The sequence below is a fragment of the Bradyrhizobium sp. th-b2 genome (assembly GCF_000426785.1).
In the GTDB taxonomy this organism is placed as follows: domain Bacteria; phylum Pseudomonadota; class Alphaproteobacteria; order Rhizobiales; family Xanthobacteraceae; genus Bradyrhizobium; species Bradyrhizobium septentrionale.
Window position 1 is genome coordinate 223,380 of sequence record NZ_AUGA01000001.1, and the last position, 14,554, is coordinate 237,933.

Annotated in this window: 14 protein-coding genes; 5 read left to right on the forward strand and 9 right to left on the reverse strand. The window is 64.7% G+C overall.

Features of this window, described 5'->3' with window-relative positions; all coding sequences use genetic code 11:
- Positions 1 to 2: 2 nt before the first annotated feature.
- Genes rnhA through ispH form a run of 3 tightly spaced genes read right to left on the reverse strand, consistent with a single transcriptional unit; the run spans position 3 to position 2,412 of the window.
- Positions 3 to 464 (reverse strand): ribonuclease HI, encoded by a 462-nt coding sequence (rnhA, locus tag K359_RS0101065; protein ID WP_035975789.1) that lies wholly within the window; start codon positions 462 to 464, stop codon positions 3 to 5.
- Positions 452 to 1,432, reverse strand: coding sequence for a homoserine kinase (locus K359_RS0101070; protein ID WP_029077667.1), 981 nt, complete (start codon positions 1,430 to 1,432; stop codon positions 452 to 454). The genes rnhA and K359_RS0101070 overlap by 13 nt, the downstream gene beginning before the upstream one ends.
- 5 nt (positions 1,433 to 1,437) lie before the next feature.
- Positions 1,438 to 2,412: a 4-hydroxy-3-methylbut-2-enyl diphosphate reductase gene (gene ispH / locus K359_RS0101075; RefSeq protein WP_029077668.1), complete on the reverse strand. Its 975-nt coding sequence runs from the start codon at positions 2,410 to 2,412 to the stop codon at positions 1,438 to 1,440.
- Positions 2,413 to 2,641: 229 nt separating this feature from the next.
- On the opposite strand from ispH, the gene K359_RS0101080 reads away from it, so the two are divergent.
- Positions 2,642 to 3,340: a DUF1013 domain-containing protein gene (locus K359_RS0101080; RefSeq protein WP_029077669.1), complete on the forward strand. Its 699-nt coding sequence runs from the start codon at positions 2,642 to 2,644 to the stop codon at positions 3,338 to 3,340.
- Positions 3,341 to 3,448: 108 nt separating this feature from the next.
- On the opposite strand, the gene K359_RS0101085 is transcribed toward K359_RS0101080, so the two are convergent.
- From K359_RS0101085 to K359_RS0101105, 5 genes are all read right to left on the reverse strand, one after another.
- Positions 3,449 to 4,000, reverse strand: a complete 552-nt coding sequence (locus K359_RS0101085; RefSeq protein WP_029077670.1) for an acyltransferase — start codon at positions 3,998 to 4,000, stop codon at positions 3,449 to 3,451.
- Positions 3,982 to 4,563: an acyltransferase gene (locus K359_RS50820; protein ID WP_084518228.1), complete on the reverse strand. Its 582-nt coding sequence runs from the start codon at positions 4,561 to 4,563 to the stop codon at positions 3,982 to 3,984. The genes K359_RS0101085 and K359_RS50820 overlap by 19 nt, the downstream gene beginning before the upstream one ends.
- A gap of 42 nt (positions 4,564 to 4,605) precedes the next feature.
- Positions 4,606 to 4,878 (reverse strand): hypothetical protein, encoded by a 273-nt coding sequence (locus K359_RS0101095; protein WP_029878796.1) that lies wholly within the window; start codon positions 4,876 to 4,878, stop codon positions 4,606 to 4,608.
- Positions 4,879 to 5,295: 417 nt separating this feature from the next.
- The gene (locus K359_RS0101100; protein WP_029077671.1) at positions 5,296 to 7,206 is read right to left on the reverse strand and encodes a propionyl-CoA synthetase; all 1,911 of its coding nucleotides are present in this window, start codon (positions 7,204 to 7,206) and stop codon (positions 5,296 to 5,298) included.
- A 101-nt stretch (positions 7,207 to 7,307) separates the two neighbouring features.
- Positions 7,308 to 8,090 (reverse strand): hypothetical protein, encoded by a 783-nt coding sequence (locus K359_RS0101105; protein ID WP_035975791.1) that lies wholly within the window; start codon positions 8,088 to 8,090, stop codon positions 7,308 to 7,310.
- 134 nt (positions 8,091 to 8,224) lie between these two features.
- Here K359_RS0101105 and K359_RS0101110 point away from each other — a divergent pair, with 134 nt between their 5' ends.
- Both K359_RS0101110 and K359_RS0101115 read left to right on the forward strand, forming a co-directional pair.
- Complete coding sequence (locus tag K359_RS0101110; RefSeq protein WP_029077673.1) at positions 8,225 to 9,769, forward strand: sodium:proton antiporter; 1,545 nt, start codon at positions 8,225 to 8,227, stop codon at positions 9,767 to 9,769.
- A 75-nt stretch (positions 9,770 to 9,844) separates the two neighbouring features.
- Complete coding sequence (locus K359_RS0101115; protein WP_029077674.1) at positions 9,845 to 10,615, forward strand: hypothetical protein; 771 nt, start codon at positions 9,845 to 9,847, stop codon at positions 10,613 to 10,615.
- Between the two features lie 20 nt (positions 10,616 to 10,635).
- Here K359_RS0101115 and K359_RS0101120 read toward each other — a convergent pair whose 3' ends face one another.
- Positions 10,636 to 11,442 carry an SDR family NAD(P)-dependent oxidoreductase gene (locus K359_RS0101120; RefSeq protein ID WP_029077675.1) on the reverse strand — a complete coding sequence of 269 codons (807 nt, stop codon included), beginning with the start codon at positions 11,440 to 11,442 and terminating at the stop codon, positions 10,636 to 10,638.
- Positions 11,443 to 11,672: 230 nt separating this feature from the next.
- Here K359_RS0101120 and K359_RS50825 point away from each other — a divergent pair, with 230 nt between their 5' ends.
- Positions 11,673 to 12,959: an MFS transporter gene (locus K359_RS50825; RefSeq protein WP_051345933.1), complete on the forward strand. Its 1,287-nt coding sequence runs from the start codon at positions 11,673 to 11,675 to the stop codon at positions 12,957 to 12,959.
- Between the two features lie 371 nt (positions 12,960 to 13,330).
- On the forward strand, positions 13,331 to 14,548 hold the full coding sequence (locus K359_RS0101130) for an EAL domain-containing protein (protein WP_029077676.1): 1,218 nt from the start codon (positions 13,331 to 13,333) through the stop codon (positions 14,546 to 14,548).
- The last annotated feature ends 6 nt before the right edge of the window (positions 14,549 to 14,554 follow it).

The window sequence follows — 14,554 nt, forward strand, 5'->3', positions numbered from 1 at the left end:
CCCTAACTCTTCAGCCGCGCCATCGCCACGCCCTCGCGCGCGAGTTCGTCGGCGCGCTCGTTCTCAGCGTGGCCGGCATGGCCCTTGATCCAGTGCCAGCTCACCTCATGCGGCTTCAGCGCGGCGTCGAGGCGCTGCCACAGCTCGACATTCTTGACCGGCTTCTTGTCGGCGGTGCGCCAGCCGTTGCGCTTCCAGCCGTGGATCCAGCCGGTGATGCCCTGGCGGACATACTGGCTGTCGGTAGTGAGGTCGACCACGCAGGGCTTCTTCAGGGCTTCCAGCGCCGAGATCGCCGCCATCAGTTCCATGCGGTTGTTGGTGGTGTGCGGCTCGCCGCCCTTCAATTCCTTCTCGACGTCGCCGAATCTGAGGATCGCGCCCCAGCCGCCCGGTCCGGGATTTCCGGAGCAGGCACCATCGGTGAACACGATCACATGCGGCTTGTCGCTCACGCCGCGCATCCCGCCGGCGTGATGCCGTAGTCGCTGATGGCAGCGACGTTCTGCTGGAAGCGCAGCTTGCGGACGTATTCCAGCGGATCCTTCGGCTGCACCAACGCGCCTTCGGGAACGTTGAGGAAGTCGACCAGGCGCGTCAGCAGGAAGCGCATCGATGCGCCGCGCGCGAGCAGCGGCAGCGCGGCCTCTTCCGCCGCCGACAATGGCCGCCCGCGGCCATAGGCATTGAGTAGCGCGCGCGCCTTGGTGACGTTGAAGGAATGATCCGGCTCGAAGCACCAGGCGTTGAGGCAGATCGCGACGTCGTAGGCCAGGATGTCGTTGCAGGCGAACGGGAAGTCGATCAGGCCCGACAGCTTGTCGCCGAGGAAGAAGACGTTGTCGGGAAACAGGTCGGCGTGGATGACGCCGACCGGCAGATCGGCCGGCCACGCGGCTTCGAGATGATCGAGCTCGCGCGCGATGAAGTCGTGCAAGCCTGGCTGCACGCTGTCAGCCCGCGCGGCGGCGAGACCGAACAGCGGTCGCCAGCCGGAGACCGATAGCGGGTTGTTGCGGACCAGCGGAAAGTCGCGGCCGGCGAGATGCATTTTGGCCAGCGCCTCGCCGACGCCTCCGCAATGCGTCACGTTCGGCCGGCGCGGCCACACGCCTTCGAGGAAGTTGATGATCGCCGCGGGCCGGCCGGCGAGCCGGCTAAAGACCTCGCCCTTGCGGTTGCGCGCCGGCTGCGGGCACGACACGCCGCGCTCGGCGAGATGCGCCATCAGCGACAGGAAATACGGCAGGTCGTCCTCCGCCACGCGCTTCTCATAGAGCGTGAGGATGTAGGCGCCCTGGCTGGTGTGCAGCAGGAAGTTCGAATTCTCGACGCCCTCGGCGATGCCCTTGTAGGAGAGCAATTCGCCGATGTCGTAGCTGTTGAGGAATTCCGCGAGGTCTTCGGCGGCAACGTCGGTGTAGACCGCCATATGGTCTATTCCGCCGCGGCAGCGTCGGGCCGTAGCGAACGCGGCAGCGGGAAGAACTCGTTCTCTTCCGCGGCCGAGACCGTCTCCACGTGCAGTTGGTAGCGCTCGGCGAAGGCGCCCATGATCTCCTCGACGATCACCTCCGGCGCCGATGCGCCCGCAGTGATGCCGAGGCTCGTGATGCCTTCAAACCTGCTCCAGTCGAGATCGCTGGCCCGCTGGGCAAGAACCGCAATCGGGCAGCCCTCGCGCTCGGCGACCTCGCGCAGGCGCTGCGAGTTCGACGAGTTCGGCGCGCCGACCACGATCAGGGCATCGACCACCGGCGCCACCTTCTTCACCGCGAGCTGGCGGTTGGTGGTGGCGTAGCAGATGTCTTCCTTGTGCGGACCGTTGACGTTCGGGAAGCGCTGCTTGAGCAGCGCCACGATCTCGGCGGTGTCGTCGATCGACAGCGTGGTCTGGGTCACAAAGGCGAGGTTGTCGGGGTCCTTCGGGACGAAGGTCTTTGCATCCTCGGCGGTCTCGATCAGGGTCACGGCGCCCACCGGAAGCTGGCCCAGCGTGCCGACCACCTCGGGGTGATGGGAATGCCCGATCAGCAGGATCTCACGGCCGCGCTTGAAATGGATCGCCGCCTCGCGGTGGACCTTGGTCACCAGCGGACACGTTGCATCCAGCGAGAAAAAATTGCGGGATTTCGCCTCGGCCGGAACCGATTTCGGAACACCGTGGGCCGAAAACACCACCGGCGCGTTGGTATCGTCAGGGATTTCGGCCAATTCCTCGACGAAAATGGCGCCTTTGGTCTTCAGGCTGTCCACCACATACTTGTTATGGACGATCTCGTGCCGGACATAAACCGGGGCACCATAAATGGTGAGGGCACGCTCGACCGTGTCGATGGCGCGGACCACCCCTGCGCAAAAGCCGCGGGGGGAACAAAGCACGATTCTAAGGTCGGGTTTTTTCGCTGACATCGGGCTGTCTCGGGGCAATCTCGGGACCGAATCACCCCTCGCCGGCGGGCGGGGAACGGCCAGTTAGGATAAGGACTTGGGACTGCTTTCGGGCTCTGTCAAGGCGATTTTGCTGGCCCATTGCGCCATTCCCCCCTGAGGGCTTATATAGGCGCCATAATTCCCGTCATCACCGATGACTACCAGCTTCGCCTCGACAGAGGTGGGCGAAGCACAAAGGAGATTTGCCATGAGCAACGCACCGCTGATGCCGAAGGCGACTGCCGTGTGGTTGGTCGACAATACCGCCCTCACGTTCGATCAGGTGGCCGATTTCACCAAAATGCACCCCCTGGAGGTCCGCGCCATCGCCGACGGCGACGCCGCCCAGGGCATCAAGGGCATGGACCCGATTTCCAATGGCCAGCTGACCCGCGAGGAGATCGAGCGCGGCGAGAGGGACCAGAACTATCGTCTCAAGCTGCAGGAGAGCAAGGTGGTGCTGCCCTCCGCCGCCAAGAAGAAGGGCCCGCGCTATACCCCGGTGTCGCGCCGCCATGAGCGGCCGAGCGCGATCCTCTGGCTGGTGCGCAACCACCCCGAGCTGAAGGACGCCCAGATCATGCGTCTGGTCGGCACCACCAAGACCACGATCGCCAGCGTGCGCGACCGCACGCACTGGAACGCCTCGACCCTGACCCCGATGGACCCGGTGACGCTCGGCCTGTGCTCGCAGATCGAGCTCGATTTCGAGGTGCAGCGCGCCGCCAAGGAAAAGCCGACCACGACCGTCTATGGCGGCGCCACGCTGCTGCCGGCCTCCGAGACCACGCGCAAGGACGAACTGGACGATCAGCCGATCGAGAAGCACGACGACCTCAACGTCGATGCCGTGTTCGCCAAGCTGAAAACGATCGGCGGCAAGAAGGCCGACGACGACGAACAGTAAGCGCGGACCGCGCAACTCGAAGACCGGAATACGAAACGCGGCGGGACAACCGGCCGCGTTTTTGTATGCGGGCATCAATTGCCCTGATCCCGCACGCGCCGGCTTCGCTCACCCGAACGAGAAACGCCGGTGGGCAAAGTCGAGCAGTGGACGTTCGAAATATCGATAGCTCAGCGCACACAGCCCAAACGTCAGGGCAAGCGCGGCGAAGGTCAGCAGGATGCCGGCGAGGCTCGTGACTGTCCTGGGTTGATGGAGCACGGCGAACAGCAGGTACACGATGACGTGGTGGGTGAGGTACGCCGCGTAGGACGTTCTGGCAAAGAAGTTCGCGACCGAGCTGCGCAGGATCGCGAGTTTTGCAGAGCCGCGATTTTCCAGAACGACGAACAGCAGAGAACCGAAGAAGATCTCGACCTGCGTGTGCGAGAACGCCACCGACCAGCGCTTCCACCCGAACAGCCACAGCAGGGGAAGCGAAACGCTCGACCATTTGAGGATCGCGGTGACGCGTCCGGAGATCTCGGCATCCGGCTTGCGATAGAGGCGCCACCAGGCGATCAGCGCGCCGATCGCAAGCGAATCGATCCTGAATTGCGGGAGCACGTACCAGCCATAGGCATCCGGCAGCGCGCTGTCGATCAGCGCCCGATCGGGCAAATCAGGATCGGGACGAGCAAGATCGCGAACAGCCGCTCGGACGGGAAGTTCCGGACCAGCAACGGAAACAGCAGATAAAACTGCTCCTCAATCGCAAGCGACCAGGTTACGGCCAGCCAGTAAGCGCCATCGGTCTGTGCCTTGGCCATTCCGAAATTCTGCAAGCCGAACAGATACAGCCAGCCAGGCACGCCCCTGGTGTCAAACAAATGAGGGCTTAGCGAAAAATACCAGCCGATCGCTGCGCTGGCGCACATCAAATAGTAGAGCGGCCAGATGCGGAACGCACGCCTGCCGTAGAAGGCCGAATAGTATCGTTTGGCCGCGCGGTGCCGCAGCAGAATATCCGTGATGAGATAGCCGGACAGAATGAAGAAGAGGTCGACGCCGAAGCGGCCGACATGCAGCAGTTCCCACGGCCAGCGCTGCGGACCGTCCGGCGTCCCGAAATAGTGCCAGATGACGACGGTCAGCAGCGCGATCGCGCGCAGCCCGTCGAGCTCTCCGATCCTGTCACGTTCCAACGCGAGCTCGCCTTCCACATGCACAAGATCAGGTCTCATCCAGTCCGCGCATACCCCGCCGGCCGGGCCGTCATCACGCGCCTAGTGCCGGTCCGGATTGTTCATCATGTATTCGCCGAGATCACGCTGCCTCCGATCGGTGCGGGCTTCGGCGTTCTGTCGCTGCACGTCGCGGTCCTTGCGGCAGGCGACATATTCGGGCGAACCGACCGCAACCTTGCCGTTGGCCTGGCAGTACTGGTCGTCGTCGCCCATGCTCTCCGCAATCGGCGATCGGCCGCGCTCGAGGCAGCCTGCCAGCAGCGGCAGTGCGAGCAGCAATGCAAGGGGCGCGCGTGCGGAAATGGATCGCATCCGGTGGTCCGTATCTCGTGGGGTATGGCGTTGGAAAGCCGGGATGACCCGGCAATCCATCAAAATCAAGGCCGTTTTGCTTCTGGGTGCGTTTCGGCGAGACGCGATCGAGACGACCGGCGATGGATCCATCAATCATCTCGCCCGCGGCTTACCCCTCTCCCCAACCCTCCCCCGTCGCAAGTCGGGCCTGCCCGACTTGCGCAAATCAGTGGTGCGCAACCGGGGTAGACCCCGGTTGCGTGGGGGAGGGAGCCTGACGAGCGTGCTCACCTTACGTAGCAATACGCTGCCCAAATGTGAGGGACGCACCGGCGGAAGGGTTCCCTCCCCCCTTGCGGGGGAGGGTTAGGGAGAGGGGTGGCCACACGGCGTGGTCTCTCGGATGCTGCGCAACTTGCTCTCGCCCCGAAGGACCTACGCCTTGCCCTTCAGCGCCTCGCCGATTTCGTCGAGCACCTTGGGGTCCTCGATCGTCGCCGGCATGGTCCAGGGTTCGCCGTCGGCGATCTTCTTGATGGTGCCGCGCAGGATCTTGCCGGAGCGGGTCTTCGGCAGCCGCGCCACTGTGATCGCGAGCTTGAATGCGGCGACCGGCCCGAGCTTCTCGCGCACCAGCGCCACGACCTCCTTCTCGACGTCGGCGGGCTGCTTGGTCACGCCGGCCTTCAGCACCAGGAAGCCGCAGGGCACCTCGCCCTTGATCGCATCCTTGACGCCGAGCACGGCGCATTCGGCGACATCGGGATGCGAGGCCAGGATCTCCTCCATGCCGCCGGTGGATAGCCGGTGGCCGGCGACATTGATGATGTCGTCGGTGCGGCCCATCACCCAGACATAGCCGTCCGCATCCTTGTAGCCGGCATCCGAGGTCTTGTAGTAGCCGGGAAATTCGGTGAGGTAGGCGTCCCTGAAGCGATCATCCTGCTGCCACAGCGTCGGCAGGCAGGCCGGCGGCATCGGCAGCTTGATCACGATCGAGCCCATCGTGCCCGCCGCCACCGGCTTCGCCGCCTCGTCGACGATGTCGACCTGATAGCCCGGCATCGGCACCGTCGGCGAGCCGTGCTTGACCGGCAGCATGCCCAGCCCCACGGGATTACCCGCGATGCACCAACCGGTCTCGGTCTGCCACCAGTGGTCGATCACAGGCACCTTGAGCTGCTGCTCCGCCCACTCGACCGTCGGCGGATCGGCGCGCTCGCCGGCGAGGAACAGGGTGCGGAAGCTCGAGAGGTCGTAGCTCTTGAGCAGCCTGCCCTCCGGGTCTTCCTTCTTGATCGCGCGGAACGCGGTCGGCGCGGTGAAAAAGGCGACCGCCTTGTGCTCGCTGATCACGCGCCAGAACGCACCGGCGTCGGGCGTGCCTACCGGCTTGCCCTCATACATGATCGAGGTCGCGCCATGGATCAGCGGGCCGTAGACGATGTAGGAGTGGCCGACCACCCAGCCGATGTCGGAGCCGCACCACCAGATCTCGCCGGGCTTGACGCCGTAGAGATTATACATCGACCATTTCAGCGCAACGAGATGCCCGCCATTGTCGCGCACCACGCCCTTCGGAATTCCGGTCGTGCCCGAGGTGTAGAGGATATAGAGCGGATCGGTGGCCAGCACCGGCACGCAGGGCGCGACCTTACCGGCATCGAACGCGGCGCGGCGCAGCGTCGCCCAGTCGTGGTCGCGGCCCGCGGTGAGCTCGCAACCCTGCTGCGGCCGCTGCAGGATGATGCAGGTCTCGGGCTTGGTGCCGGCGAGCCGGATCGCCTCGTCGAGCAGCGGCTTGTATTGCACGATGCGCCCAGGCTCGAGCCCGCAGCTCGCCGAGAAGATCAGCTTCGGCTTGGCGTCGTCGATGCGGGTCGCCAGCTCCTTGGCCGCGAAGCCGCCGAACACGACGCTGTGCACCGCGCCGATCCGCGCGCAGGCCAGCATCGCGACGACGGCCTCCGGCACCATCGGCATATAGAGGATGACGCGATCGCCCTTGGCCACGCCGAAATCCTGCATGATCGCGGCGAGCGTCTGCACTTCCTCAAGCAACTCGGAATAGGTGAATTTGCTGATCGTGTTGGTGAGCGGAGAATCGTGGATCAGCGCGACCTGGCTGGCGCGGCCGCCGGCGACGTGGCGATCCAGCGCGTTGTAGCAGGTGTTGACCACGGCGCCGGTAAACCAGCGTCCATAGGCGCCCATCGAGGGATCGAAGATCTTCTTCGCCGGCTCGATCCAGTCGATCTCGCGCGCCGCCTCCGCCCAAAAGCCCTCGGGGTCCCGAAGCGAGCGGGCATACACCTCATGATACCGGCTCATCTGCTGGCTGTTCATCGCGTTTCTCCCTCGCGCGGCCGCGCGTCATTTGCCGACCATTGTCACGGGAAGCGGCCGGGTTTCAAGCCGAAATGACCGCGACCTTCGGCCGGGTGTGGCTAGTAGCCGTCGACCCCGTTGATCCGCTGCAGCCGCTCGCGCATCGCCTTTTGCAAATCATAGCCCGGCTTGCCGAATTCGGCATTACGGCGGGCGATGAACTGATCCTGCTCGCGCTGCAGTTCGCGCGCCTGCCGCGGGTCTTTCGACTCGCGCACCGCGCGAAAGGTCGACGCACCGATCTCGCGATCGAGATCGGCGAGCTTGGGATCGGCGCAGATCGCCTTCTCCACCGCGCGGCGTGCCTTGCGGCAATCGAAGCTCGGCTTGCCGGCGACCGCCATCATGGCGCCGATCCGCTCCAGCTCCAGCGACAGCGATTTGTAGTTGGCCTTGGCGGCGGCGTGATCGGGGTCGAGCTTGACGGCGGCGCCAAAATCCATGATCGCCTTCGGCCGGTCGCCCTTGCGGCGCCACAGCTCGCCGCGCGCATTATGGGCGTCGGCCAGCGCCGGATCCAGCCTGAGCACGCTGTCGTAATCGGCGATCGCGCGATCGATCATCTGCCTGCGGTCATAGGCGCTCGCGCGCGCCACGAGCGCCTTGATGCGATCGGGCTTCGCCGCCTTCTCATTGTCGATCAGCGCGCCGCAGACATCGATGGTCTTGTCGTCATCCGCCGCCGCAGCCGCCGCAATGCAGGGTCCGGCATCGGCCTGCACATCCTTGCCGGGCTCGCTGCTCGTCGCACGCGCAACGCCCGATGTAAGCGCGCCTGACAAGCAAGCACAGATCAGAGCCAAAGCCAGATTCAAGGCCAGATTTGCAGAATTGCGTCGCATCCCAATCGCCAACAAAACACCCCTCTCCCGCGTCCAACCACCGGTCCCCGACTTCCGGCAGCGCGCCATTTGCCGCAAAACCACACGCTGGATTATACGTCAATTGCCACGATCGGCTGCACTGGGGGTTCGCCTTGCTCACATTCGAATGGATCATCGGCCTGTTGCTCGCGGCCGTTGCGTTGTCGGCGCTGGCACGCAAGATCAAGGTGCCCTACCCGACCTTCCTCGCGATCGGCGGCGTACTGCTGGCTTTCGTGCCGTCCGGCCCGTCCTGGGCGCTGGAACCGAAACTGGCGCTGGCGCTGTTCCTAGCACCAGTGCTGCTCGATGCCGCGTTCGACACCTCGCTGCGCGATCTCCGCAACAACTGGCTGCCGGTCTCGACGCTGGTGCTGGTCGCGGTTGGCATCACGACGGTGGCGGTCGCGGTGGTGGCGCGCTGGCTGCTTCCCGACATGCCCTGGCCGGTCGCGATCGCGCTCGGCGCCATCGTCGCCCCGCCCGACGCGGCCGCGGCCACCGCGATCCTGCGCCAGGTCAAATTGCCCTACCGGATCCAGAAGATCCTCGAGGGCGAGAGCCTGCTCAACGACGCCAGTTCCCTGCTGATCTATCGCGTCGCCGTCGGCCTGATCGCGGCCGAACACATGAAGGTGCGCGAATTCGTGCCGTCGCTTGCGGTCGCGTTGGTCGGCAGCCTCGCCGCGGGCTATCTGTTCGCGCAGGTCTGGATGATGATCACCCGCCGCATCACCGAGGCGCCGAGCGCGATCATCACCCAGTTCGGCGGCACCTTCATGGTGTGGATCGTCGCCGAGCATCTCGGGCTGTCGGGCATCCTCACCATCATCGCCTATGCGATCACGATCGCCCGCACCGCGCCGGCCCGTACATCGGCGCGGTTGCGCGTGTCGTCCTATACGGTGTGGGAAACCGTCGTGTTCGTGCTCAACGTGCTCGCCTTCATGCTGATCGGCATGCAGCTGCGTCCGATCTGGTCGGAGCTCGACGACGAGGTGCGGTGGAAATATTGCAGCTTTGCCGCCGCGATTCTCGCGGTCGTGGTCGTGGTCCGCATCGCCTGGGTGATGTCCTATGGCGCCTTCCTGCGTGCCCTGAAGGCGCGCGACCTGCTTCCGCGCTACGTGGTGGCGGCGGTGCCGTCGCTGCGGCGTACGGTCGTCGTATCCTGGTGCGGCATGCGCGGCATCGTCACGCTGGCGGCCGCCTTTGCGCTGCCCGAGTATTTTCCGTATCGCGACCTGATTCTGTTGACGGCGTTTGCCGTGGTGCTGGGCTCGCTGGTGATCCAGGGCCTGACATTGCGGCCGCTCATCCTGGCGCTGAAATTCGATGACGACGATCCGGTCGGACGTGAGGCCGCGCACGCCCGCAGCGTCGCCTTTCGCGCCGCGCTGGACCAAATCGATGCGGACCCCTCCGAGGAGGCCGAGATCCTCCGGCTCGAATACCGCGCCGTGCTGCTGCGCGCCGAGACCGAGCCGGACGGCGGCATCGCCTCAGGCGAGCTGCCGGCCGATCCGCTGCGCCGCCGTGCCATCGCAGCAGCGCGTCAGGCCTTGCTCAATTTGCGCCACACCGAGGCGATCGGTGACGACGCCTTCCATCTGGTCGAAGAAGAGCTCGACCGCGCCGAACTCAGCGCTGAAGCGTGACGGCCCGCCGTCTTCACAAGATCGTTCGCAGCCGGGCCCGGTTGAACCATCGCCGGATTTGTCAGACCCAACATCATGACAATCCTCATTGATCGCAACTCGCGCGGCGCCTCGGTGAAAGTCGAAGCGCAGTCCTTCTATTTCTATATGGCGTTGTCGTGCATGGCGGTTGCCCTGCTCGGTTTTGCCCCGACCTACTGGGTGCCGATGGCGCGGGGTTCGCTGGCCGCGCCCCCTGTCGTGCATTTGCATGGCCTGCTGTTCTTCGCCTGGACGCTCTATTTCGTATTCCAGAGCTGGCTTGCGGCTTCGGGGCGGATCGTGCGGCACCGCCGGGTTGGCATGATCGGCGTGTCGCTTGCGACCGCCATGACGATGCTGGGCCTGATGGCTTCGATCAGCGTCATGAAGCGCTCGGCCGCGATCGGGCAGATCAACGAAGGCATCGCCTTCTCGATCGTTCCGTTCAGCGGCATCGTGTTCTTTGCGGTCGTCTTCGCGCTCGCGATCATCTATGTCCGCGACCGTGAAGCACACAAGCGGCTGATGCTGCTCGCGGCCATTTCGATCCTCGACGCTGCGGTTGCCCGCTGGTTCCTGACCTTCCTCGCACCATCAGGCCCGCCGGGGCCACCGCCGGTCCCGGTCACGATCGCACCGGCGTTCGTCGCCTATCTGCTGCTGGTCGTCGCGATCGTGTTCGACTGGCGCACCCGCGGCCGTCCACACCCAGTCTATATCTATGGCGGGCTGGCGCTGGTAGCGGTGAAGCTGTTGAACTGGCCGATCAGCACCTCGGCCGCCTGGCATTCGTTCGCCGGCGGCATCCTGGCGCTGGCGCAGTAACCTCCTTCACGTGCCCGATTTCACGCGCCCGACTTGGAGGTGATGCCGCCATCGACCACGAGCTCGATGCCGGTGACATATTTCGATTCGTCCGACGCCAGGAACAGCGCGGCATTGGCGACGTCCCAGGCGTCGCCCATGTGCCCCATCGGCACCTGTGCGTCGCGGGCGCGCCACATCGCCTCGACATCGCCCTTGGCGTAGCTCTGCGCCAGCCCCGCCGAATGCGCGACCATCGGCGTCTTCATCAGCCCGGGCAGGATCGCGTTGACGCGGACATGCTTGGAGGCGAACTCGACCGCGGTCGAGCGCGTCATCTGATTCATCGCCGCCTTGCTCGCATTGTAGCTGACATAGGAAATGCCGACATGGCGGATCGAGGCGATCGAAGAGATGTTGATGATCGAGCCGCCGCCCTTCTTGATCATCACGGGAATGACGTGCTTCATCGACAGATAGGCGCTCTTGAGGTTGACCGCGAACACGCGGTCCCAATCGGCTTCCGCCACCTCGACCACGCTGCCGACCTCGGCGATGCCGACATTGTTGTCGAGCACGTCGATGCGGCCATAGGCCTTCAGGCAGGCCGCGACCATCGCCTCGACCTCGGCGGCGCGCGAGACATCGGCGGTGAATGCGACAGCCTTGCCGCCCGCCTCGGTGATGATCTTGACCGTCTCCTCGGCCGCGGCGCCGTTGCGATCGACGCAGAACACGCTGGCGCCCTCGCGCGCAAAGGTCACGGCGGTCGCCTTGCCATTGCCCCAGCCGGGCCCGATCGAGCCCGCGCCGACCACCATCGCAACCTTGCCCTTGAGCCGATCCATCGTTTGTTCTCCCTTGTTGTTCTTGTCGCCCGAATAAGGCCCGTAGCCCGGATGAAGCGCCAGCGAAATCCGGGGGCCGGTCTCCCCGGATTACGCTGGCCCTATTCTCCCCTTAGGCTCAGCCGGAAATTGGCCGCACACCCCCACTGGGTCAACCCATCCAAACAGGGATCCCGTATGGCAGCACCGCTCGCCACGACGGGAAACTCTGCGCATGCGAGCGGGTTGAGATGCGCATTCCCGCCGCGAGGTATGACTTGCAGCCGTCCCGGACGACCGCCACGCGAGCGCTTGATGCGTTGAACTTCTTCCTTGCCGACGTGCGGGACGGGCTCGGCCCTTATCTGGCGATCTACCTGCTGACCGAACGGAAATGGGACGAGGCCTCGATCGGGTCAGTGATGTCGATCGCGGCGATTGCCGGGATCGTCGCCCAGACCCCGGCCGGCGCCCTGATCGACCGCAGCCGCGCCAAACGCGCCCTGATGATCGCGGCTGCGATTGCCGTGACCGCCACGTGCCTGCTGCTGCCGCTGCTCGACCGGTTCGAATTGGACGCCGCGACCCAGGCGCTCGCGGCCGCCGCCGGCTCGGTGTTCGCGCCGGCGATCGCCGCGGTGACGCTCGGCATTGTCGGACCCAAGGCATTCGCGGCGCGGACCGGCCGCAACGAGGCGTTCAATCACGCCGGCAATGCGATGGCCGCGGCGATCGCCGGCGGCACCGCCTTCTGGTTCGGCCCGATCGTCGTGTTCTGGCTGCTGGCGGCGATGGCGCTCGCCAGCATCGCCGCAACGCTGTCGATCCCGGCCGCCGCCATCGATCATCAGGTCGCGCGCGGGCTCGACGATGTCGCTGAGGGGCAAGGCGCGGCGCATGACCAGCCGTCCGGCTTTCGCGTGCTGCTGACCTGCGAGCCGCTTTTGATCTTCGCGGTCTCCACCGTGATTTTTCACTTTGCCAACGCGGCGATGCTGCCGCTGGTCGGACAGAAGCTCGCATTGGTCAACCGCAACCTCGGCACATCGCTGATGTCGGTCTGCATCATCGCGGCACAGATGGTGATGGTGCCGGTTGCGATGCTGGTCGGACGCAAGGCCGACGTCTGGGGCCGCAAGCCGATCTTCGCGACGGCGCTCGCGGTGCTGGCTGTTCGCGGCGCGCTCTATCCGTTGTCGGACAACCCATACTGGCTGGTGTCGGTGCAATTGCTCGACGGCGTCGGCGCCGGCATCTTCGGCGCGCTGTTCCCGCTCGTGATTGCCGATCTCACGCACGGTACCGGGCATTTCAACATCAGCCAGGGCGCGATCGCCACCGCAACCGGCCTCGGCGGCGCGCTGAGCACGGCGGTCGCCGGATTCATCATCGTCCATGCCGGTTACAGCGCCGCATTTCTGTTCCTTGCAGCCGTCGCTTGTGCCGGGCTGATCGGCTACTGCGCGTTGATGCCGGAGACATTGCGCACGGCAACGACGACGTCACGCACAACTGCATTGGCACCGCAGAACCGATGATCCGATTCGCCGTCGGCGCTCGGCAGCGAATCAACGCATCACGCCGCCTGACGCGATCTGATGTCCGACAATGACGCAGATTCACATCTGCATCGAAGCCACACCACAGTCCTTAACACCGTCTCTCGATGAAACACGCGCGCAATGTTTCTGCCGACGTCAAAAGCCGGCGCGATCGCGCTCGTGAACGTCAGATGACGCATTTGTTGCGCGCGAGACAGCGGTGAGACGCGGCGATTCCCGCGTCATTTGATTCGAATTGAATCCTTTAAGGTTAGCGGCGCAATCAATGTATGAGCCAGAAATTTCCATGATTGCCGCCGCTCTTGGATGTACGAGTCAGGCCGGGGTAATTACGGATAAGGCGGGGCATGAACCACATCAGTCACATCGGACACGCGCGAGCCGGATGGTTCGGACATCGCAAGCTGACCCCACGCGCATGCATTGCGGACAGCAAAAAACACCTTCGGACCTTCCTCGCGGAGGCGCTGGAAGACCTCGGCTTCATCACCAGTGAGTGCAGCCAGGCTTTGGAACTCGAAACCGTCCTGGACGCGGAACGGCCCGATCTTCTGGTGCTCGGCGTGTCCGTTGACGGCATCGAAGTCAGTAAAATTCTCGAGACTTTGGTGAGAAAGGACTACGGCGGCAAGGTGCTCGTCATCGGCCAGCCGGACTCGATCATCGTCAAGGCGGTCCGGCAGATCGGCGATGAATACGGCATCGTCATGCTGCCGGCACTGTCGACGCCGTTCAGCGCGGGAACCCTGCGTGACAGTCTTGCGTCGCTGCTGCCGCTCGAACCCGCGCCGAGCCCCGCGGTGGATGTCCCCGAAGCGCTGAAGGCCGGCTGGCTCGAGCTGTGGTATCAGCAGAAAATTCATCTCCGCACTCTGGTTCCGAGCGGCGCCGAAGCGCTGATCCGGATGCGCCATCCTGCCTGGGGCGTCGTGCCGCCGGCCTACTTCATCCCCGATGAGAGCGATCCGCATTTTCATGCGCTGTCCGAATTCGTGATCGCGCGCGCGATCGAGGACTGGCGCTATCTCCTCGAGCAGATTGGGCCGGTCGATCTTTCGATCAACCTGCCGATCTCGTTTCTCGCCGACGACGATGCGGTGCGCGAGCTCTGCTATCGGATGCCGGATCATGCTGCATTCGCCGGCCTGCTGATCGAGATCGACAGCACCGAGGTGGTCGACAATCTCGACCTGGCGATCGATGTCGCGAGGCGCGTGCGGCTGCACAATATCGGCATCTCGATCGACAATGTCGGCGCCAACTGGCCGTCCTTGCTCGGACTGCCGAACTTCCCGTTCGTTCAGCTCAAGGTCGACCATCAATTCGTCACCGGCTGCGCGGATCAGCGCCTGAAGCAGACGGTATGCCGGCGGGTCGTGGAGCTCGCGCACGATAGCGGCGCGCAGGTCGTAGCCCAAGGCGTCGAGACGCGCGCGGATTTCCTCGCCGCGCATGAGATGGATTTCGATCAGGTCCAGGGTTACCTCTTCGGCAAGCCGATGGGCGTCAAGAAGTTCGCGCGCTCACGCATGCACTTCTCGGAGAAAGAGCCGGTCGTATCCTGAGGCGTG

Bases quoted from the DNA above. Each gene is read 5' to 3' on its own strand.
- rnhA (WP_035975789.1), bottom strand. From the start codon at position 464: ATGCGCGGCGTGAGCGACAAGCCGCATGTGATCGTGTTCACCGATGGT.
- K359_RS0101070 (WP_029077667.1), bottom strand. From the start codon at position 1,432: ATGGCGGTCTACACCGACGTTGCCGCCGAAGACCTCGCGGAATTCCTC.
- ispH (WP_029077668.1), bottom strand. From the start codon at position 2,412: ATGTCAGCGAAAAAACCCGACCTTAGAATCGTGCTTTGTTCCCCCCGC.
- K359_RS0101080 (WP_029077669.1), top strand. From the start codon at position 2,642: ATGAGCAACGCACCGCTGATGCCGAAGGCGACTGCCGTGTGGTTGGTC.
- K359_RS50820 (WP_084518228.1), bottom strand. From the start codon at position 4,563: ATGAGACCTGATCTTGTGCATGTGGAAGGCGAGCTCGCGTTGGAACGT.
- K359_RS0101095 (WP_029878796.1), bottom strand. From the start codon at position 4,878: ATGCGATCCATTTCCGCACGCGCGCCCCTTGCATTGCTGCTCGCACTG.
- K359_RS0101100 (WP_029077671.1), bottom strand. From the start codon at position 7,206: ATGAACAGCCAGCAGATGAGCCGGTATCATGAGGTGTATGCCCGCTCG.
- K359_RS0101105 (WP_035975791.1), bottom strand. From the start codon at position 8,090: ATGCGACGCAATTCTGCAAATCTGGCCTTGAATCTGGCTTTGGCTCTG.
- K359_RS0101115 (WP_029077674.1), top strand. From the start codon at position 9,845: ATGACAATCCTCATTGATCGCAACTCGCGCGGCGCCTCGGTGAAAGTC.
- K359_RS0101120 (WP_029077675.1), bottom strand. From the start codon at position 11,442: ATGGATCGGCTCAAGGGCAAGGTTGCGATGGTGGTCGGCGCGGGCTCG.
- K359_RS50825 (WP_051345933.1), top strand. From the start codon at position 11,673: ATGCGCATTCCCGCCGCGAGGTATGACTTGCAGCCGTCCCGGACGACC.
- K359_RS0101130 (WP_029077676.1), top strand. From the start codon at position 13,331: ATGAACCACATCAGTCACATCGGACACGCGCGAGCCGGATGGTTCGGA.